A 20,609-nucleotide genomic window follows, 5' to 3' on the forward strand; every position below is an offset into this window, starting at 1 on the left:
ACCGGTGACGTCGGCTCCGATCAGTCCGCGGGGACGAAGGACTCCGAGATCCGGTCGAGCAGGGCGTGGTTGACCGACTGCGACTCGGGGCTCACCAGGAACAGCGCGTAACCGATGTCCTCGGTGTGGAAGCCGCGGTTGATCGCGTGCATCTCGCCGTTACGGCCGCTGAAGGTGAACTCCCAGTCGGCCGCGCTGACGTAGTCCCCGGCCCATTCGGCGTCCACGTCCTCGATGCCGATGAGCGAGTAGCCGGAGAAGTTCTGCCGGCCGATCGGCTCGAAGTCGCGCCAGTCGTCGCCGGCGTCGTCGTTGGGGTTCGACGTCTGATCGACGAGGAGGTAACCGCCGTCCGGGTTGCGGAAGTAGACCATGTGCTGCTGACGGTCGATCTCCCAGCCCTCGGGAACGTCCACGGAGAAACCGCTGGAGTCCTCGTGGCGGACGAGGAAGTCCCAGGGGTCCTCCTCTTCCTCCTCGGGCTCCTCTTCGGGTTCCTCCTCGTCCCGGGCGGACTCGTCGTCGGCCGGTTCCTCGGACGCCCCCGCGTCGGCTCGGTCGACGGGGTCGGGTTCCTCCTCGGCCCCGACCGCCGAGGCGACGTCCCCGGGGCTGCTCGCGCTGAGGTAGACGGTCGTGGCCACCCCGCCGAGCAGGAGGAGGAACACGAGCGTCAGGGCGGCGACGACGAGGGGGCGGGACCGCCGTCCGCCCGTCTTCCGGGAGGCCTTGGGCGGCGGGGGCGGGATCGCGGGTCCGGCCCCGACCGCCTGGTCCACCGGGCCTTCGGGGGTTCCGGCGGCGTGCTCCGTCCCGCTCACGACCCCGGCCGGTTCCGGTTCGGGCTCCACGATGGCGGGCGCGGCGGCGACGGTGGTGGCGGTGACCGAGGGCGCGGCGTCCGCGGAGTCCCGGATCCCGCGCAGGAGGGAGCGGACCTCGCCGATGGAGGGCCGGTCCTCGGGACGCTTCTCGCACAGGGCCTCCAGGACGGGACGGAGCTCTCCCGCGTTGGGGCTCTCCGGCAGGTCCTGGGTGACGATGGCGGTCAGAGTGGCCATGGGCGTGGGTCGTTCGAAGGGCAGGGTGCCCTCGACCGCCTGGTAGAGGGTGATGCCCAACGCCCACATGTCCGAGGCGGGCGTGGCCGAACGACCGTGGGCGATCTCCGGCGCCAGGTAGCTCGGCGAACCGATGAGCAGGCCGGTGCTGGTCAGATGGGTGGCCCCGTCCAGATGGGCGATGCCGAAGTCGGTGAGGACCGCACGGTCGTTCCCCGCGATGAGCACGTTGCCCGGCTTGATGTCGCGGTGCACGATGCCGCGGTTGTGCGCCTCGGCCAGACCGGCGGCCATCTGTTCACCGATGTCGGCGGCCCGCTTCACGGTGAGGGCGCCGTCCGAACGGATGAGGTCGCCGAGGGAGGGCCCTTGGACGAGTTCCATCACGATCCACGGGCGTCCGTCCTCCTCGGCCACGTCGAACACCGTGATGATGGACGGGTGGCTGAGCTGGGCGGCGCTGCGCGCCTCGCGGATCATCCGGGTCCGCAGGACCTCGACCTCGTGCGCGGGGAGGCCGGGCGGTGTGGTCAGCTCCTTGACCGCGACCGGGCGGTCCAGAAGGGTGTCCGTGCCGCGCCAGACGCGGCCCATACCGCCCTCGCCGATGATCTCGTCCAGACGATAGCGGTCGACCAGGACACGTCCGGGGTCTGCTTCCGAACTGTTCATATGTGCGCAATCCTCGGGAGGGCCCGTTCACGTCGAAGGCGGGTACGTGACACGGGGCGGGGCAGGGGTACAGGGGACGGCTCGGGGGATCATGTCGAGTGTAGAAGCCGCTCCCCCTCCTCGGTGCTCTCTTCCAGGTGTGTGTGATGTTCCCGGGCGAGGTTCGAGGTACTCCGTACCGCCTCTGAGATGCGAGGACCCCGCCGAAAGCCACCACTATGACCTCGGCGGGGGCGATATGTCGGGCGTGTCCCGCGCCGACGTCAGGGTCTCGGGCGGACCGGCAGGGTCTCCAGGCCGTCGATGATGAAGGAGGTCATGGGAGCGGGCGCCCCGGCGGACGTCGCCACCCGGAGCCCGGGGAAACGCTCGAACAGCCTGGGCAGCGCCTCACGGGCCTCCAACCGCGCCAGACCGGCCCCGAGACAGAAGTGGCGCCCTCGGGAGAAGGACAGGTGCGAGGTGTCCTCACGGGTGACGTCGAACTCACCGGCGGTCGGCCCGTACCGTTCGGGATCCTTCCCGGCGGAGGTGTAGCCGAGCAGCAGCGGCTCCCCCTTGGGCAGATGGATCCCGGCCACCTCCATGTCCTCGGCGGTGTAGCGCATCGGAAGGTACGCGGCGGGGCCGGCGAAACGCAGCGTCTCCTCGATCGCCCGGTCCCAGGAGATCCCTCCTTCCCTGACCAGGGCGAGCTGGTCACGGTGGGAGTCGAGCATCGACACCGCGTTGACGATGAGGTTCATCGTGGTCTCGTGGCCGGCGCTGATGAACAGCACCAGGTTCCAGATGAGCTCGTTCTCGGTGAGCGCGTCGTCCTCGTCCCGGGCGGTGATGAGGGCGGTGGTCAGATCGTCTCCGGGGACGGCCCGTTTGGTCTCCACCAGGGCGGTGAGCAGTTCCCACAGTTCACCGAAGATCGCGAAGGCCTCCTCGGGGACGACGCCTTGGTCGAAGAAGGCGTTGACCAGACGATGCATCCGGGGACGGTCCTCCTCGGAGAGGCCGAACAGGTCGCCGATCACGGTGAGCGGCAACGGTTCGGCGAACGATCTCTTGAGGTCGACGACACCGTCCTCGCTCGCGGCGGCCTCCCGCTCCACGTCGTCCAGGAGCCTCTCCACGATGTCGACCACCGCCGGGCGCAACCGTTCGACCCGGCGCGGGGTGAACGCCTTGGAGACCAGCCTGCGCAGACGGGTGTGGTCCTCGCCGTCCTTGGCCAACATGTTGTCGTTGACGATCCAGGAGATCAGCGGCCAGTCAGGCGGGATCTCACCGGCCGCGAAGGCCCTCCAGTGCCTCTTGTCCTTCTGGACCCTCGGGTCGGCCAGGGCCTCGACGACCGCGTCGTGCGTGGTCACGACCCATGCGTCCACCTCGCCAGGAAGGCGGACAGGTACGACAGGGGCGATCTTCCTGAGGTGCTCGGATTGGGAGCGGATGTTTCCGGGCGCGAGTGCGACTCGTTCCACGGTTCTCCTTCCTCGGGGGGTCTGGGCTCGGGTGGTCTGGGGGCGAAGTGGACGGGGAACCCGACCGGGATCCAGGACAGAGAGGAGAGGTGCCACCGGAGTTCCTCGCCGGGGAGCGCCGGGCTCAAACCCGGCAGCCGGTCGAAGAGGACGCGGAGGGCGATGACGGTCATCGCGGTGGCCTCGTCGCTTCCGGGGCAGCGGTGGTGCCCCACTCCCCAGGCCACGTGGGCACGGTTCCTGGACGTGGCCATCCGTTCGGCGTTCTCCTCCACGAAGAACCGGTTGGAGGCGGCGAAGCCGAGCAGGATCGGCGAACCGGCCTCGATGACCCGACCGTCGTCCAGGGTCACGTCGGCCCGCGGGTAGATCACCGGATAGTTGGTGATCGGCGGGTCCTCCCACAGCACGCGGTCCACGATGTCGGTCAGGGCGGTCGGCGAGGGGGCCCGGTCCCCGGGCAGGTCGGTGTCGGCCAGGGCGGCCCTGATCCCGGAGCCGATGAGGTTGGCGGTGGGTTCGTTGGCCGCGGCCACCACCAGGAGGAGCTGCATGATGACCTCCTCGTCGGAGAGTCCCGCCGGGTGCCGGATGAGTCGTGTGGTGACGTCGTCGCCGGGTTCGCGGTGTTTGGCCGCGACGACCTCGGCCAACGCCTTCTCCGCCTCGGTATTGGACCTCTCGGGGTCGATACCGAGCCAGAGGTTGCGCATGGCCTCGACGAAGCGCCGCCCCTGGTCGTGGTCGAACCCGAACAGGTCGTTGATGACCATGAGCGGGAGCATCCGCGCGTACTCGTTGAGGACGTCCGCCGTGCCGCGTTCGCAGAAACCGTCGATGAGCTCCCCGGCGCGGAGTTCGGTGGCCCGCTTCAGTCGATCGACGCCGACCTCCTTGAGGCCGTCGGTGATCGCCCTGCGATAGCGGCGGTGTTCGACACCGTCCACGAAGAGCGCGTTGGCCCGGGGCGCCATCATCGGCAGGAGTCCCGAATCGGGGGCGATACGCCCTTCGGCGAGGTCACGCCAGAGTCGAGGGTCGCGGCTGAACCTCGTGTCGTCCCTGGACCAGGAGATGAGGGTCGCGTAGTCGGTGACCAGCCAACCGTGCACCCCGGGCTCCAGTTCCACCGGGACGATGGGGCCGTGTTCGGCCCTCATCTCGGCGTACACGGCGTAGGGGTCCGGATGGGGCTCGCTCCGGTACAGCCGGGCTCGGGGGCATGTGGATCTCACGGGGACCTCGTTCGGACACTCATCGGAGAATGACCACGCCGTCACTCTCCGGAACGACACGGAACACACGAAAGCCGCTGAGGTTCGTGCGAACCCCCCTACGGGCGGGGGTCAAGCGCAAACCTTAGCGGCTCCACGTGCGGGTGACGAGAGTGCGAAACCCTGTCACACCGGGCTTTTCAGCCCTTATCGTGCGCGATTTCGTTCCCTTATGCCCCGGTCTCCTCGGTCAGTGGACGGAAGCGACGCAGGCGCTGGCTATTGGTCACCACGAAGACACTGGACAGTGCCATCGCGGCGCCCGCGAGCATCGGGTTGAGCAGCCCCGCGGCGGCCAACGGAAGGGCGGCGGTGTTGTAGGCGAAGGCCCAGAACAGGTTGCCCTTGATGGTTCCGAGGGTGCGGCGGGACAGACGGACCGCGTCGGCCGCGGCCCTCAGGTCGCCCCGGACCAGCGTCAGGTCGCTGGCCTCGATCGCCACGTCCGTGCCCGTGCCCATGGACAGTCCCAGGTCGGCCTGGGCCAGGGCGGCGGCGTCGTTGACCCCGTCACCGACCATCGCGACCGTACGCCCCTCGGACTGGAGCCGCTCGACCACCGCGACCTTGTCCTCCGGCATGACCTCCGCGATGACCTCCTCGATCCCGACCTCCTCGGCGACGGTGCGCGCCACGGCGGCGTTGTCACCGGTGAGCAGGATCGGCTTCAATCCCAGGTCACGGAACTGACGGATCGCCTCGGCGCTGGTGGGCTTGACCGTGTCGGCCACGACCAGCACGCCTCGCGCCCGGCCGTCCCAGCCCACCGCGACCGCGGTGCGCCCCTCGGACTCGGCCCGGGAGAAGGCCCGCTTCAGTTCCTCGGGAAGCTCCTGGGACCACTCCTCCAGCAGCGCGACCCGGCCCACCAGGACGGCGTGACCGTCCACGACGCCCTGGACGCCCCGCCCCTCGATGTTGGCGAAGTCCTCGGGGGTGGGCAGGTCGCCGACGCGCACGGTGGCGCCGGTGGCGATGGCACGGGCGATCGGGTGCTCGGAGGCCTTCTCCAACGCGCCCGCCAGACGCAGGACCTCGCCCTCGTCCTCGCCCTCGGCGGCGGTGACCGAGGTCAGCGCCATCTTGCCGGTGGTCACGGTGCCGGTCTTGTCCAGCACGACGGTGTCGACGCGCCGGGTGCTCTCCAGCACCTCGGGGCCCTTGATCAGGATGCCGAGCTGGGCGCCGCGGCCGGTCCCCACCATGAGGGCCATCGGCGTGGCCAGGCCCAGGGCGCAGGGGCAGGCGATGATGAGCACCGCGACCGCGGCGGTGAAGGCGGCCCCGGCGGGGTCACCGGTACCGAGCCAGAAGCCCAGGGCTCCGACGGCGATCATGATGGCGATCGGGACGAAGACCCCGGAGACCCGGTCGGCGAGCCGCTGCACGGCGGCCTTGCCGTTCTGCGCGTCCTCGACCAGACGCGCCATCTGGGCGAGCTGGGTGTCGGAGCCGACCCGGGAGGCCCGGACGACGAGACGGCCGCCGGAGTTGACGGTGGCGCCCACGACGGCGGATCCGGGCTCGACCTCCACCGGCACGGACTCGCCGGTGAGCATGCTCATGTCGACGGCGGAGCTCCCCTCCTCCACCTGTCCGTCGGTGGCGATCTTCTCGCCGGGACGGACCACGAAGCGGTCGCCGACCTGGAGCCGGTCGACCGGCACGAGTTCCTCACGCGCCGAGGGACCCTCGCCCCGCAGCACGGTGACCTCCTTGGCGCCCAACTCCAGAAGGGCGCGCAGGGCGGCTCCGGCGCGACGCTTGGAACGCGCCTCGAAGAACTTGCCGAGCAGGATGAAGGAGGTGACGCCCGCCGCGACCTCCAGGTAGACGTTGGCCGAGCCGTCGGTGCGGGCGATCGTGAACTCGAACGGGTGCGTCATCCCCGGGACCCCCGCGTTGCCCAGGAAGAGGGCGTACAGGGACCACAGGAAGGCCGCGGTGACACCCAGGGAGACGAGGGTGTCCATGGTGGCGGTGCCCAGCTTGAGGTTCTTCCATGCCGCGATGTGGAAGGGCAGCGCGCCCCACACCACCACGGGCGCGGCCAGGGCCAGGGAGGCCCACTGCCAATAGGTGAACTGGAGCGCCGGGATCATCGCCATGAGGATGACCGGGGCGGACAGCAGCATGGAGACCAGAGCGCGGTTCCACAGGGCCCGCGTGGGGTCGGCCGGGTCGGCGTCGGCCTCGGCGGAGCCCTCGCTCCGCTCCGGGGTCGGCACCGTGGCCGTGTAGCCGGCCTTCTCGACCTGGGCGACCAGGTCTTCGACCGAGGCCGGTTCTCCCTCGAAGGTGATCTTCGCCTTCTCGGTGGCGAAGTTGACGCTGGCGGTGACGCCCTCCATCTTGTTGAGACGTTTCTCCACCCTGTTGGCGCAGGCGGCGCAGGTCATCCCACCGATCGCCAGTTCCACCGGCCCCGCCCCGGCGGGAGCCGTCTTGATGTCGCTCATCTGCCCCTCCAGGCATCGTCAGTGTTCGGTGAGGTCCTCTGGGCCCTGGTCCTGTCCGCCCGGCGGGGTCCCCTCCACGCTCTCGGCGTGGGTGTCTCCCCTGTCCGGCAGGACGGGGCCGGCCAACGTGCCGGCCCCGAACGCCGCGGCGAACACGACCACGAGACCCACGACGTAGAGTGCGAGTTTCGCGGTCACGCCCATGTCAGCCCGCCACCTCGTAGCCGGCCTCGTCGATGGCGGCGCGCACGGCGGCGTCGTCGATCGGACCCGCGGCGGTGACGGTGACCTTTTTGCTCTCCAGGTCGACCTTGACGTCGGTGACGCCGGAGACACCGGTGACCTCCTCGGTGACCGAGTTGACGCAGTGCCCGCAGCTCATGCCCTCGACGGTGTAGACGGCGGTGTCGGCCATGGATTCCTCCCGGTGTGCTCGCCCGCTCTTTCGCGGGCCCGTTCCAACACGGCCCAATATACCCCTAGGGGGTATGTGTATGTCAAATGTCGACGACGCCTCGTCGACGCCCGATCCCCAGATTACCCCCAGGGGGTAACAAGAGAGGGCAAAACCCCAGGTGGAACAGGAGAAGCCCCCGAGAGAACGGATGACCCGTCATCCGACCCTCGGAGGCCCTGGACACTCCCCGGCGCCCTCATGGCGCCACATACCCTACCCCCGTATCACCGGGGCGCACCTCAACCCGGCTTCAACTCCAGACGGGCCACCACCCGTTCGCTCAAGTGGTGCTGGGCCAGGGTGAACCCGACACGACGGAACATCTCCACCGTCCCGGTGTAGACCTCGGCGCTCGGGGCGCGCCCACCCGCCGTATCGACGGGATAGGCCTCCAGGACCCGGGCGCCGTTGGCCCGCGCGTACTCGATGGCACCCTCCAAGAGACGGCTTCCCTGACCACGCCGGCGCCGCTTGGGCGGCAACCAAAAGCAGACGAGGGACCATACGCCCGGCTCCTCGGGGTCCGCCGGGCGCAGGGTCCGAGACCGGGACAGACGGATGAAGTCCTCCCGAGGGGCCACGGACACCCAGCCGCAGGGCCCGTCCTCGTCATAGGCGATCAGGCCGGGCACCCGACCGTCCAGGGTGAGCCTGCGCAGCTCCTCCTTGTTGTCCACGCCGCGCCGGGAACGGTCGCAGGACACGCTGGCCGTGTGGTCCTTGGCCCTCCTCCGGAAGAACGTGCACCAACAGTGCCCGTATGCTCCGGTCGGCCCGAACAGGTTCTCCAGGTCGTTCCACCGCTCGGCGGTGGCCGGCTCGATTGAGACGATGGACATCGGACTCCCTTGCGAGGCACAACTTTAACCGCCACAACTGTGATCCAGCACACTAGCGGTGATCCGTGGTGACCGAAAGAACACGGATGCCCGAGAACGCCCACTGTTAGGGGTTTGTGCGTATTTTCGGGTGAATCAAGTGCCCCTGAATCACCGAAGGGGCGCGCCCGGAACCCGGACGCGCCCTCTCGACGACGATCGGTCAGGAATCCCGACCCGCGGGCTCACGGCCCTCGGTCGCCGGCTCCTCCCGAGGCTCCCAGCACTCCACACCGCGGATGTCGGGCATCCGGTCACGGGTGAACACCGGGTCCTTGCCCTGCTGACGCTGCACGGTGTAGTCCTTCAGCAGACGGCAGGCGATCACCGTCAGCGGGGCGATCGCGATCAGGTTGACCAGCGCCATCAGGCCCATCGTGGTGTCGGCGAGCGTCCAGACCAGGTCGATCGAGCCCAGGGAGCCCAGGAAGGTGGCGACGAGGAAGACCACCTTGTACCCGAAGAGGACGTTGCCGTTGCCGCTCAGGTACTCCACGTTGGACTCGCCGTAGTAGTAGTTGCCGAGCACCGAGGTGAACGCCACCAGGAAGATGATGAGCGTCATCAGGTGCAGCGCCCACGGACCCAGCATCGACATCAGGGCCATCTGGGTCATGTCGCCCTCGAAGGTCCCGTCCAGGTTGCCCTGGTAGCCGAGCAGGATGATGAAGGCCGTCACCGAACAGACCACCATGGTGTCCAGGTAGACGCCGAGGGTCTGCACCAGCCCCTGCTTGACGGGGTGGGTCACCGAGGCGCTGGCCGCCGCGTTCGGCGCCGAGCCCAGACCGGCCTCGTTGCTGAACATGCCTCGACGCACACCCTGGATGATGACCACGCCCAGGGCCGCGGCGGCGAACTCGCCCAGTCCGAAGGCGTTCGCGACGATCGACGTGATCATGCCGGGCACCAGCTGCCAGTGCATGACCATGATGATCAGACCGATCACGACGTAGAGGGCCGCGAAGAAGGGCACGAGCGCCTGGGCGGTGTGGGCGATACGGCGGACGCCGCCGAAGATCACCAGTCCGGTGAGCAGCACGAGCAGGGCGCCGATGACCACCGAGAAGATCGTGCCGGTCCCGGCACCGAGCTCACCGACGGAGTTGGCGACCGTGTTGGTGATGGTGTTGCTCTGTACCGCGTTGAAGACGAGCGGGAAGGTCATGATGAGGATGACCGCGAAGACCACGGCGAGCCAACGGCTGCCCAGTCCCCGTTCGATGTAGTAGGCGGGCCCGCCCCGGTATCCGGCCGGGTGCCGCACCTTGTAGAGCTGCGCGAGCGTCGACTCCACGAAGCTGGCGGCGCACACCACCAGCGCCATCACCCACATCCAGAAGACGGCGCCGGGGCCGCCCAGGGAGATGGCGACGGAGACGCCGATGATGTTCCCCGTGCCCAGACGCGCCGCGGCGGAGATGAAGAAGGCCTGCAACGAGGAGACGGCCTTCTTGCCGTCGGGAGCGATCTCCGGCTTGTTGCCCAGCACCCGGAACATCTCGGGGAAGAGCCGGAACTGCACGAAGCCGGTCCGGAAGGTGATGTAGAGGCTCACTCCGACCAGGAGCGGGATGAGGATCCACGCCCAGAGGACGTCGTCGTTGAACGTACCGATCATCTCGGTGAGACGAGCGTCGATCGTCGGTGCTGCGTCGGCGAGTATCACGAGGTGGGGGCTCCTTACAGGAAAAAGGGAACCGCCACCCCATGCCCACACGAAAGGACAGAACACCGACGAAGGCACTAAAGCGGCCCGATGTTCACACTTTCGTTACCGCTTCGGAGGCATAACGGCCTGTCGAACGGGCCGTTCACCCCTCGTGGACGAGATCCGCGTACTCCGGGTTGCGCTCGATGAAGGACTGGGCGAAGGGGCAGATCGGAACGATCCTCAGCTTCCGCTCACGGATCATGTCCAGGGACTCGCGCATCAACGTGCCGGCCACTCCGCGCCCCTCGAAGGCGGGTTCCACCTCCACGTGCGGAAGCGCCAGGACCCCCTCGGCGATCAGGTGGTAGGCGGAGAAGCCGATCACTCGGCCGTCCGTGCTCACCTCGAACCGCGACCGTTCCGGTGCGTCGACGACGGTCAGTTCCATGCCTGTGCCCCAACTCCGTGCGTCCGACACGCACGGAGTGTGCGCGTCGAGGTCCTGCAAAGGAAACGTTCCCATATCCCCCGCTCGCGCACACATCGGGCCCCGGCCCGCTCCCGCCGGGACCGTCCGTCCGGGTCAGTGACCGGCCAGATAGGGGTCGGTCACCCCGCCCGGGCAGGCGAGGGCGTCGACGTCCCAGCCGAGTCTGCGGGCGCCCGCCAGGTAGGCGCTCTGGAGGAACTCCAGGACGGTGGCCCGCGGATCCTCGGTCTCGCGCGCGTCCGCGTAGCGCAGCAGCGCCAGGTGCCCGTGCCCGCTGGGCCTCCACTCCGCGAACGAGGGGCTCAACGGTTCCTCGGTGAGCCCCTCGGGCTCGGGCGCCGCGTAGGCGTAGAAGCAGGGTTCGGGGACGTTGTCGTCACCGAACCAGAAGCCGAAGCTCACCACCTCGCGCGAGTAGGCCTCGCGCACCAGCTCCCCCGCCTCCTCCGGCTGCACGATGGTGTGCGCCGAGAAGCGGGTGACGGCGATGTCGAAGGTGTGCCAGAAGTGGTGCACGGGGCTGGTCTTACCGGAGAAACCGGACGCGAACTCCTCCAGGATCAGATTGACCCGGCTCAGGATCCGCCAGTACCGCGTGGCGTGTTCGGGCACGTAGACGGCGTGCTCGTGGTCCTCAGCGAAGGGACGGTCGGCGTCGGGCAGGTCGAACGGGAACGCGACCGGGATCCCGCCGTCCACCCCCAACGAGTCCAGCGCCGATTGCAGACGCAGGTAGAACGAGGCGACGCTGTTCCCTTGGAGGGGGAACGAGGCGGTGTCACCTTCCAGGTTGCTCGCGATCAACAGGTGGCGGACGAAATCGAAGTCGATGGTGAAGATCGGGTTGCCGTCCACCATCCCCATCGGTCGGGTGGTGATCCCGCTTCCGGTCAGGTGGAAGGGCACGTTCCACCAGTGGTTGCGTCGCGGGCTGTGCTGTAGGCGGACCTTGCCCACGATCTGCTCGAAGCGGTGGACGGTCTGCTTGGTCTCGTTCCACTCTTCGAGCGGGAACGCCGGGAAGAGCTCCATGGATACTCCATAGGTGATGTGCGTTCGGCCGGCCGAGGCGCCCTCGTGCCGGTTCACCAGCCCCGTCGGGCCGGCCGTCGGGCCTGGCCCGCGGCGGCCGGTTGCGGGTCGCGGGTGCGGTAGACGACGTAGGGGCGGAACAGGTAGCCGACCGGCGCGCTGAAGGCGTGGACGAGCCGGGTGAAGGGCAGCAGGGCGAACAGCCCCAGTCCCATCAGGGCGTGCAGCTTGTACGGGGCGTCGGAGGCGGCCATGGCGGCCACGTCGGGACGCAGGATCCAGATCGAACGGAACCACGGCGACACCGTCTCCCGGTAGTCGCCGGTGCGTCCGCCCGCGAGTTCCACCCCCGCGAAGTACACGGTCATGCCCAGACCGGTCACGATCGCCAGGACCAGGACCACGTACATGAGCTTGTCGTTGCGGGTGGTGACGCTGAAGACCGGACCCGTGGTCCGCCTTCGCCAGACGAGCAGGGCGATCCCGGCGAGCGTGCAGAACCCCGCGATCAGCCCCAGGGAGAGCGCGCTCACGTGGTAGAGCGTGTCGGAGACGCCCAGAGCGCGCGTCCAGGTGTCCGGGATCAGCAGACCCACGACGTGGCCCACGATGACCACCAACAGACCGAAGTGGAAGAGCGGGCTGCCGATCCGCAGCAGCCGTGACTCGTACAGCTCCGAGGAGCGCGTGGTCCAGCCGAACCGGTCGTAGCGGTAGCGCCAGATCAGACCGCCCACCACGAGCACCAGCACCACGTAGGGCAGAACGCCCCACAGCAGCAGGTCGACCGGACCGTACCCGCTCATGCGTTCCTCCAGGTCACGTCCGTCAGCGGCAACGGCTCCCGGGGGCGCACCACCCTGTAGGGCTCCATCCCCACGTCCTCGGCGGGCGGCCCCTCGGAGGCCAGACGGCGGGCGCGTTCCTCGTCGGCGGGGCGCGGCGAGGGGAGCGTGCTCCGGACCGCCTCGATCACCCCCGCGTAGGGGGTGCCGTGCTCGCGCAGGGCCTCGGACAGCAGGTCGAGACCGGCCCGGTGCAGGACCAGCAGTTCCTGACCGGCGTCGGCGTCCCCCCGCGCGGCGAACTCCAGCATCACGGCCAGGTGGTCGGGCAGCTCACGGGCGTGGACCCGCCAGCCCGCCTCCGAGTAGACCCGCTTGATCTCCGCCAACGCGTGACCTCGGCGACGGGTGTCCCCGTCGGTGTAGTAGGTCATGTGCAGCGCCCTGCGACGACGCAGGTCGAACACGTCCACGTAGTGCGCGGACAGTTCGAGCTCCGGCGTGATGGAGGCGTGCTCGCAGAACCCCAGCAATTCGGAACGGGCCGGCCCCCGGGGCAGCTCCGCGACGGCGCGCGCCACGAGCGGCAGCTGTTCGAAGAAGGTCTGGTCCGGGTAGCCGAGCAGGACCGAGGCGGCCTGGTGGGTGACGGCGCGGGCGTGCGCGCGGCGTTCGGCCCTCGCGGCTCCGAGCCAGCCGGATCCGGTACGCGTCCCGTCGTCGTTCGTGCCGTCGGTGGTGGTTCTCATGTCCGACCCTCCTCACGCGGGCCGGGATCCCCGCCCCGTTCGTCGTCGGTGTCGCCACCCTCGCGGGGTGGGAAGAGTCCGTCGGGACGGCCGTTACCGTCCCAGTTCAGCAGGTTGACGCGGCCACCGGTACCCGATCGCCCCTCGGCGGTCTGCCGTTCGCGAAGCGCGTGGAAGGTCTCCACCGACGCCTCGTCGGGACGTCCGGAGGCCTCCCCGAAGGGGACCTCGCCGCCCATCCCTCCCATGCCGGGGCCGCCGTCGAAGTCCAGGGAGCACCCGACCTCCTCGATGACCCCCCGGTCGGCCTCGTCCACCCCGTAGGCGGTCGGTACGACGTACCGCTCGTCGTACTTGGCCAGGGCCAACAACCGGTACATGTCCTCGATCTCCCCGCCGGTCATGCCGACGTCGGAGGCGATCGACTCGTCGCGTTCCTGTCCCAGGTTGATCCGGCGCATGTAGGAGCGCATGGCGGCGAGCCTGCGCAGCACCAGGTCGACCGGGCCGGTGTCCCCCGCCGTGAACAGTTCGGCCAGGTACTCGACGGGGATGCGCAACGTGTCGATGGCCCCGAAGAGGTTGTCCTTGTCCTCACCGTCGTGACCGGTACGGGTGAGCGTGTCCACCACCGGGGACAGCGGCGGGATGTACCAGACCATCGGCATGGTGCGGTACTCCGGGTGCAGCGGCAGCGCCACCCGGAAGCGTTCGGCCAGCGCGTAGACCGGTGAGCGGGCGGCGGAGTCCACCCAGCGATCCGGGATGCCGTCGCGGCGGGCGGCGGCGCGGACCGCCGGGTCGTCCGGATCGAGGAAGACCCCCAGTTGGGCCTCATAGAGGTCCTTCTCGTCCTCCACGGAGGCGGCCTCACCGACCCGGTCGGCGTCGTAGAGGACCACCCCCAGGTAGCGCAGGCGTCCCACACAGGTCTCGGAGCAGATGGTCGGCATGCCCACCTCCACCCGCGGATAGCAGAAGGTGCACTTCTCGGCCTTGCCCGTCTTGTGGTTGAAGTAGATCTTCTTGTACGGGCAGCCGGTCACGCACATACGCCAGCCCCGGCAACGGTCCTGGTCGACCAGGACGATCCCGTCCTCCACCCGCTTGTAGAGGGCCCCGCTCGGACAGGTGGCCACACACGACGGGTTCAGGCAGTGCTCGCAGATGCGCGGCAGGTAGAACATGAAGGTGTCCTCGAAGGACAACCGCACCTTGTCGCCGAGCCTGCGCACGATCGGGTCCTGAGAGGCCAGTTCGGGGCCGCCGCCCAGATCGTCGTCCCAGTTGGCGCTCCACTCGACCTTCATCGGTCTTCCGGTGAGCGCCGAGCGGGGCTCGGCCACCGGGAAGTCGTCGCCCGCCGGAGCGTTGATCAACGTGTCGTAGTCGTAGGTCCAGGGCTCGTAGTAGTCCTGGATGGAGGGCATCACCGGGTTGGCGAAGATCGTGGCCAACCGTTTGAGCCGTCCCCCCGAACGCGGCACCAGTGTCCCGTCCGGCCGACGGACCCAGCCGCCCTTCCAGCGTTCCTGGTCCTGGTAGGTCCGGGGATAGCCCTGGCCCGGGCGGGTCTCCACGTTGTTGAACCAGGCGTACTCGACGCCGCTCCGGTTGGTCCACGCCTGCTTGCAGGTGACCGAGCAGGTGTGGCAGCCGATGCACTTGTCGAGGTTCATCACCATGGCGACCTGCGCCATCACCCGGCCGATCGGTCTGGTGTCCCTCTCCCCCGTCGAACGGGACGTTCCGGCGTCCTTCATCGGTACCGCACCTCCGTCACGCGCTTGCGCACGACCGTGACCTCGTCGCGCTGGTTCCCCGTCGGCCCGAGGTAGTTGAAGGCGTAGGTGAGCTGCGCGTAACCGCCGATGAGGTGGGTGGGTTTGACGAGCAGTCGGGTGAGCGAGTTGTGGATGCCGCCGCGACGTCCCGTGGTCTCGGTCTTGGGCACGTCGATGGTGCGCTCCTGGGCGTGGTGCATGTAGACCGTCCCGGTCGGCATCCGGTGGGAGACCACCAGGCGGGCCGCCACCACACCGTTGCGGTTGACCGCCTCGACCCAGTCGTTGTCGGAGGCCTCGATGGCCTCGGCGTCGGCCACGCTCATCCAGATGGTGGGGCCGCCCCGGGACAGGGTCTGCATGAGCAGGTTGTCCTGGTATTCGGAGTGGATGCTCCACTTGGAGTGCGGGGTGAGGTAGCGCACCACCACCTCCAGTTGCCCGGTCGGCCCGAGCCGGGGCTCGCCGAAGAGCGACGACACGTCCAGGGGCGGCCGGTACACCGGCAACGCCTCGCCGAACTCGTGCATCCAGTCGTGGTCCAGATAGAAGTGCTGGCGCCCCGTGAGCGTGTGCCAGGGCTTGTCGTGCTCGAGGTTGATGGTGAAGGGCGAGTAGCGGCGGTCCGAGGACTCCTTGCCCGACCATTCCGGGCTGGTTCCCACCGGCGTGGGGCCTCGCGCGGCGTCGGCGAAGACCACCCTGCGTTCGGCGGCGTGGGCGATCAACTCGTCCATGTCGGTCCCGGTGCGCGCGGCCAGACGTTCGAACCCCTGGGCGGCCAGACGTCCGTTGCTGGTCCCCGACAGAGCGAGGATCATCTCGCAGACCTTGACGTCGGTGTCCAGGGAAGGGCGCCCGTCGGCGACCCCGCCGCGCACGGCCCCGTTGCTCTCGCGGAGCCAGTCGATCTCCCGGTCCGGTGTGAAGGAGACCCCCTTGACCGGCAGCCCCTTGCCCTCCGCGAGCGGCCCCAGCGCGGCCAGTTTCTGGGCGACGGCCGCGTAGTTGCGACGGACCGGGACGACCCCCGGCATCGTCCGGCCCGGGACGGGGCGCTCCCCCGCCTCCTTCCAGTCCGGCGGCACACCGTGCGGCTGGGCCAGCTCCCCCTCCGTGTCGTGCTGGTGGGGGACGGCCACCAGGTCGGTGACCTCGCCGAGGTGGTCGACCGCCAGCTCGCTGAACACCCTCGCCAGGGAGTGGAAGATGTCGAAGTCGGTGCGGGTCTCCCAGGGCGGATCGATCGCCGGGTTGAAGGCGTGCACGTAGGGGTGCATGTCCGTGGTGGACAGGTCGTGCTTCTCGTACCAGGTGGCGGCGGGCAGCACGATGTCCGACAGCAGGGTGGAGCTGGTCATCCGGAAGTCGAGAGTGACCAGCAGGTCGAGCTTGCCCTCCGGTGTCTCCTCCCGCCAGGTGACGTCCCTGGGCCGGTGGTCGGGCCCGGCCGGTTCGCTCTGAAGGTTGGAGTGGGTGCCCAACAGGTGTTTGAGGAAGTACTCGTCTCCTTTGGCCGAGGAACCGAACAGGTTGGACCGCCAGAGCGTGAGCGTCCGGGGCCAGTTGGCCGGGTCGTCGGGATCCTCGGCGGCGAAGCGCAGCGTGCCGTCGGCGAGCTGGTCGGCCACGTACTCGGCCGGATCCCGCTCCCGTTCCAGGGCCTCCTTGCCGAGCTGGATCGGGTTGCGGTTGAAGGTCGGATAGGAGGGCATCCACCCCATCCGGGCCGAGGCGGCGACCAGATCGGCGGTGTGCCTGCCCCTGACCCGGCCCGGCCCCAGCGGGGACATGAGCGCGTCGGCCTTGTAGGTGTCGTAGCGCCACTGGTCGGTGTGCAGGTACCAGTAGGCGGTCCCGGCCATGAAGCGCGGCGGACGCGACCAGTCCATCGCCGAGGCGTAGGCCGCCCAGCCCGTGGCGGTACGGCACTTCTCCTGACCGACGTAGTGCGCCCACCCTCCGCCGTTGACGCCCTGACAGCCGGTGAGCAACAGCAGGGTCAGGAACGAACGGTAGGCGTTCTCCCCGTGGAACCACTGGTTGGTGCCGGCCCCGAGCACGATCATCGCCCGTCCCCCGCTGGCCTCGGCGGTGTCGGCGAACTCCCGGGCGATGCGCACCGCCCGGTCGGCCGGAACCGAGGTCAGGGTCTCCTGCCAGGCCGGGGTGCAGGCGCCGTCCGGGTCGTCGTAACCGGCGGGCCAGACGCCCGGAAGGCCCGGTCGGGAGACCCCGTACCGGGCCAGGAGCAGGTCGAAGACGGTCGTGACCAGACGACCGGCGACCCTGCGGACCGGAACGCCCCGGATCTCGACCTCGGCCGAGCCGTCGGGGGTGTCGAAGCGGGGCAGGGCGACCTCGGCCGCCTCGGCGCCCGCCGCGTAGAAGGTGAGTTCGGGGACCCGGCCCTCCAGGTCCAGGTTCCACCGGCCCTCGCCGTCCTCTCCCCAACGGTGACCGATCGTGCCGTTGGGGGCGACCGGGGCCTCGTCGCCCTCGGCCCAGAACAGCGGCTTCCAGTCGGCGTTGGCCGTCTCCTCCTCCCCCTCCAGGTCGGCGGCGGTGAGGAACTTGCCCGGCACCAGACGTCCGTCGCGTTTCTCCAGGGCCACGAGGAAGGGCAGATCGGTGTAGGCACGGGCGTACTCCAGGAACCGCGGGGTGGGCTTCTCGACGAAACGTTCCCGCAGGATCACGTGCCCCATCGCCATGGCCAGCGCCCCGTCGGTGCCCGGATGCGGGGCCACCCACTCGTCGGCGAACTTCGCGGCGTCGTTGTAGTCCGGGGAGACCACGACCACCTTCTGGCCCCGGTAACGGGCCTCGGCCATCCAGTGAGCGTCGGGCGTACGGGTGACGGGGACGTTGGAGCCCCACAGGACGAGGTAGGCGGCGTCCCACCAGTCACCGGACTCCGGGACGTCGGTCTGGTCGCCGAACACCTGTGGTGAGGCCACCGGCAGGTCGGCGTACCAGTCGTAGAAGGACAGCATGGAGCCGCCCAGCAGGTTCACGAAGCGCGCGCCCACGCCGTGGGAGACCATGGACATCGCCGGGATCGGCGAGAAGCCGGCGATCCGGTCCGGGCCGTACCTCTTGATGGTGAACACGTGGGAGGCGGCCGCGATCTCCAGGGCCTCCTCCCAGGTGGTGCGGACGAGCCCGCCCTTGCCGCGCGCGCTCTGGTAGCGGCGGCGCTTGGCGGGGTCGGTGGTGATCTCCTCCCAGGCCGCCACCGGATCGCCCAGACGTTCCCGGGCCTCCCGGTACATCTCGAGGAGGACACCGCGCGCGTAGGGATAGCGGACCCGGGTCGGCGAATACGTGTACCAGGAGAAGGCGGCGCCCCGGGGACAGCCCCGAGGTTCGTACTCGGGACGGTCCGGACCGACCGACGGATAATCCGTGGCCTGCGTTTCCCAGGTGATGATTCCGTCTTTTACATAGACATCCCAGGAACAGGAACCGGTGCAGTTGACACCGTGCGTCGAACGCACCACACGGTCGTGGCTCCAGCGGTCGCGATAGAAGACATCGCCCTCACGCCCACCATGCCTGACCTGGGCCCGGTCATGATCGAGCGACTCCGATCCGGTCAGGTAATTCCCCAATCGGAGAAGGGCATCGCCCGCCCCACCGCTTTTACCCTGTTCCGCCATGAAGACGACACTCCATTTGCCCACCCGTTGCCAAGACGAAGAGAAGAACCCGGGAAAGCGCTTCCGGCCCCGACCACATTCCGTTAATAAATATGCCTCGTACGGCACGGATGTCACGTTTCCCACACCGCTCGGAGCGACAATCTCGATAGCCGACATATGAAGGAGCCGTAATGCGAGCGGAAGTCGGGGAGCGGACCACCCGCTCCGGGGCGGCGGGTGGCAACCTCGCCCTGGCGACGGCGGCGTTCGCGCTGACCTTCTGGGCCTGGAACCTGATCGGCCCTCTGTCACGCACCTACAGCCAGGAGTTGAACCTGACCCCGGCCCAGACGTCGATCCTGGTCGCCTTCCCCGTCCTGGTGGGGTCGCTCGGCCGCATCCCGGTGGGCACCCTCACCGACCGCTACGGCGGCCGGGTGATGTTCACGGCCCTGTGCCTGCTGAGCATCGTGCCGACCTTCCTCGTCGGCCTCTCCTCCGCCTCGTACGGAATGCTGCTGTTCTGGGGCTTCTTCCTCGGCGTCGCGGGCACCTCCTTCGCGGCGGGCATACCGTTCGTCAACGCCTGGTACCGCCCCGAGAGGCGCGGGTTCGCCACCGGCGTGTTCGGCGCGGGCATGGGCGGTACCGCGCTGTCGGCCTTTCTGACGCCCCGCCTGGTGGAGGGCCTGGGGCTGTTCACCACCCACCTGCTGATGTGCGTCGCCCTGGCCGTGATGGGCGTGGTCATGTGGATGTTCGCCCGTGACGCCCCCGAATGGCGGCCCCGGACCGAGCCCGCGCTCCCCCGCATCCGCGAGGCCCTCAAGCTGAAGGCCACCTGGCAGGCGTCGGCCCTGTACGCGCTGGTCTTCGGCGGTTTCGTGGCCTTCTCGACCTATCTGCCGACCCTGCTCACCACCGCCTACGACTTCGCTCAGACCGACGCGGGCGTGCGTACCGCCGGGTTCGCGGTGGCGGCGGTCGTCGCCCGACCGGTCGGAGGCATCCTGTCGGACCGGATCGGGCCCGTGAAGGTGTGCCTGATCTCCTTCTTCGGCACCTGTGCCTTCGCCCTGGTGCTGGCGCTGCACCCGCCCGCGGAGTTCCCGGCCGGACTCTCCTTCACCCTGATCGCCGTGACGCTGGGGCTCGGCACCGGGGCGGTGTTCGCCCTGGTGGCCAAGTTGGTCGAACCCTCCCGTGTGGGCACGGTCACCGGTCTGGTCGGCGCGGCGGGCGGCCTGGGCGGCTACTTCCCGCCACTGTTGATGGGCGTGGTCTACCAGGCCACCGGGGCCTACACGCTCGGCTTCGTCCTCCTGGCCCTGGTCGCGCTCCTGGTGGCCCTGTACACGACGCGGGCCTTTCGCCGGGTGGGGTGAGGCCGCCGCGCCCGATGGGGGCGGTGCGGGACGGACGTCCGTTCCGCGCCGCCCTCGGTTCGTCCACAGGCTGTGGACGGACCCCTACAGGGCGGCCAGGTCCCGGGCCCGGAGCAGGACCGCCGAGCGGTTGCCGACCTTCACCCGCTCCAGCGCCCGCACCCCTTCGGGGAGGCGGACCCGGCGAGTACGGGCCGTCACCACCACCACGGAGTTGCGGGGCAGCACCCGACCCATCGAGGCGAGCAGCCCACGGACGGGGTCCTCGGGGGCCTCTCCGTCCCAGTGCGTCATCTCGCCATAGGGCACATCGGTGATCACCAGATCGGCGTCGACCGGATCGGTGAGGGAGAAGACGTCGGCCACGGCGGACTCGTGCGGCAGGTCGCCGCCCATCGCCGCCAACCCCGCGGCCAGGTCCCGCGCCGCCTCGGCCCGCTCCACGAAGGCGACCCTGCCGAAATCGCGCGCCGAACGTCGCAGTTCGCGCTCGCGTTCGGCCAGTCCCTCTGCGGTGAGGAGTTCGAGGTTGCGCGCGGCGATGCCGACGGCGTCCGAGGACACGTCGCTCGCGCGCACGTGGGTGAGCAGGTCGCGGTGGAGCAGGCCCAGGACGGTCACCAGATAGCCGCTGCCGCAGCAGGGGTCCCACAGGCGGACCCGGTCGCCCTCGACGTGCACCATCGCCCGCTGGAGGAGTTCGTCGGCCAGTCTGACGGGGAAGCCCGGGTATCCCGGTGCGGATCGCAGTACCTGTCCGCTCGCCAACGCCGAGTGGTCCGCACGCTCCGTGGCGTACCGGTAGCTCAC

The 20,609-nt window shown here is 69.3% G+C and carries 16 protein-coding genes; 1 reads left to right on the forward strand and 15 read right to left on the reverse strand.

Features of this window, described 5'->3' with window-relative positions; translation table 11 throughout:
* Positions 1 to 20 precede the first annotated feature (20 nt).
* The 14 genes from TR33_RS07585 to TR33_RS07650 all read right to left on the reverse strand — a co-directional run bounded on the left by TR33_RS07585 (position 21) and on the right by TR33_RS07650 (position 18,432).
* On the reverse strand, positions 21 to 1,733 hold the full coding sequence (locus TR33_RS07585; RefSeq protein ID WP_042282363.1) for a serine/threonine-protein kinase: 1,713 nt from the start codon (positions 1,731 to 1,733) through the stop codon (positions 21 to 23).
* 263 nt (positions 1,734 to 1,996) lie between these two features.
* Positions 1,997 to 3,097, reverse strand: coding sequence for a cytochrome P450 family protein (locus TR33_RS07590; protein WP_042282364.1), 1,101 nt, complete (start codon positions 3,095 to 3,097; stop codon positions 1,997 to 1,999).
* Positions 3,094 to 4,380, reverse strand: a complete 1,287-nt coding sequence (locus TR33_RS07595; protein ID WP_042282632.1) for a cytochrome P450 family protein — start codon at positions 4,378 to 4,380, stop codon at positions 3,094 to 3,096. Before TR33_RS07595 ends, TR33_RS07590 begins: the two co-directional genes overlap by 4 nt.
* Before the next feature lie 272 nt (positions 4,381 to 4,652).
* Complete coding sequence (locus TR33_RS07600) at positions 4,653 to 6,941, reverse strand: heavy metal translocating P-type ATPase (protein WP_017534528.1); 2,289 nt, start codon at positions 6,939 to 6,941, stop codon at positions 4,653 to 4,655.
* 18 nt (positions 6,942 to 6,959) lie between these two features.
* Positions 6,960 to 7,145: a hypothetical protein gene (locus tag TR33_RS07605; RefSeq protein ID WP_042282366.1), complete on the reverse strand. Its 186-nt coding sequence runs from the start codon at positions 7,143 to 7,145 to the stop codon at positions 6,960 to 6,962.
* A gap of 1 nt (position 7,146) precedes the next feature.
* Positions 7,147 to 7,356 (reverse strand): heavy-metal-associated domain-containing protein, encoded by a 210-nt coding sequence (locus TR33_RS07610; RefSeq protein ID WP_017534526.1) that lies wholly within the window; start codon positions 7,354 to 7,356, stop codon positions 7,147 to 7,149.
* 281 nt (positions 7,357 to 7,637) lie between these two features.
* Positions 7,638 to 8,237 (reverse strand): GNAT family N-acetyltransferase, encoded by a 600-nt coding sequence (locus TR33_RS07615; RefSeq protein ID WP_014911005.1) that lies wholly within the window; start codon positions 8,235 to 8,237, stop codon positions 7,638 to 7,640.
* A gap of 202 nt (positions 8,238 to 8,439) precedes the next feature.
* Positions 8,440 to 9,945, reverse strand: a complete 1,506-nt coding sequence (locus TR33_RS07620; protein WP_017534525.1) for an alanine/glycine:cation symporter family protein — start codon at positions 9,943 to 9,945, stop codon at positions 8,440 to 8,442.
* Between the two features lie 145 nt (positions 9,946 to 10,090).
* The gene (locus tag TR33_RS07625) at positions 10,091 to 10,378 is read right to left on the reverse strand and encodes a GNAT family N-acetyltransferase (protein ID WP_014911052.1); all 288 of its coding nucleotides are present in this window, start codon (positions 10,376 to 10,378) and stop codon (positions 10,091 to 10,093) included.
* A 135-nt stretch (positions 10,379 to 10,513) separates the two neighbouring features.
* On the reverse strand, positions 10,514 to 11,452 hold the full coding sequence (locus TR33_RS07630) for a DUF5996 family protein (protein ID WP_014908784.1): 939 nt from the start codon (positions 11,450 to 11,452) through the stop codon (positions 10,514 to 10,516).
* Between the two features lie 53 nt (positions 11,453 to 11,505).
* Positions 11,506 to 12,258 (reverse strand): respiratory nitrate reductase subunit gamma, encoded by a 753-nt coding sequence (gene narI, locus TR33_RS07635; protein WP_017534524.1) that lies wholly within the window; start codon positions 12,256 to 12,258, stop codon positions 11,506 to 11,508.
* On the reverse strand, positions 12,255 to 12,986 hold the full coding sequence (narJ, locus tag TR33_RS07640; RefSeq protein ID WP_042282367.1) for a nitrate reductase molybdenum cofactor assembly chaperone: 732 nt from the start codon (positions 12,984 to 12,986) through the stop codon (positions 12,255 to 12,257). Before narJ ends, narI begins: the two co-directional genes overlap by 4 nt.
* Entirely contained in the window at positions 12,983 to 14,749 is a 1,767-nt protein-coding gene (gene narH / locus TR33_RS07645; protein ID WP_017534522.1) for a nitrate reductase subunit beta, read from the reverse strand. Before narH ends, narJ begins: the two co-directional genes overlap by 4 nt.
* Positions 14,746 to 18,432 carry a nitrate reductase subunit alpha gene (locus tag TR33_RS07650; protein ID WP_042282369.1) on the reverse strand — a complete coding sequence of 1,229 codons (3,687 nt, stop codon included), beginning with the start codon at positions 18,430 to 18,432 and terminating at the stop codon, positions 14,746 to 14,748. Before TR33_RS07650 ends, narH begins: the two co-directional genes overlap by 4 nt.
* Positions 18,433 to 18,605: 173 nt before the next feature.
* On the opposite strand from TR33_RS07650, the gene TR33_RS07655 reads away from it, so the two are divergent.
* On the forward strand, positions 18,606 to 19,799 hold the full coding sequence (locus tag TR33_RS07655; protein ID WP_042282371.1) for an MFS transporter: 1,194 nt from the start codon (positions 18,606 to 18,608) through the stop codon (positions 19,797 to 19,799).
* Between the two features lie 84 nt (positions 19,800 to 19,883).
* Here the strand turns inward: TR33_RS07655 and TR33_RS07660 are convergent, their stop codons facing one another.
* Positions 19,884 to 20,609, reverse strand: a complete 726-nt coding sequence (locus TR33_RS07660) for an rRNA methyltransferase (protein ID WP_042282373.1) — start codon at positions 20,607 to 20,609, stop codon at positions 19,884 to 19,886.

Source organism: Nocardiopsis alba (genome assembly GCF_000710955.1).
Taxonomy (GTDB): domain Bacteria; phylum Actinomycetota; class Actinomycetes; order Streptosporangiales; family Streptosporangiaceae; genus Nocardiopsis; species Nocardiopsis alba.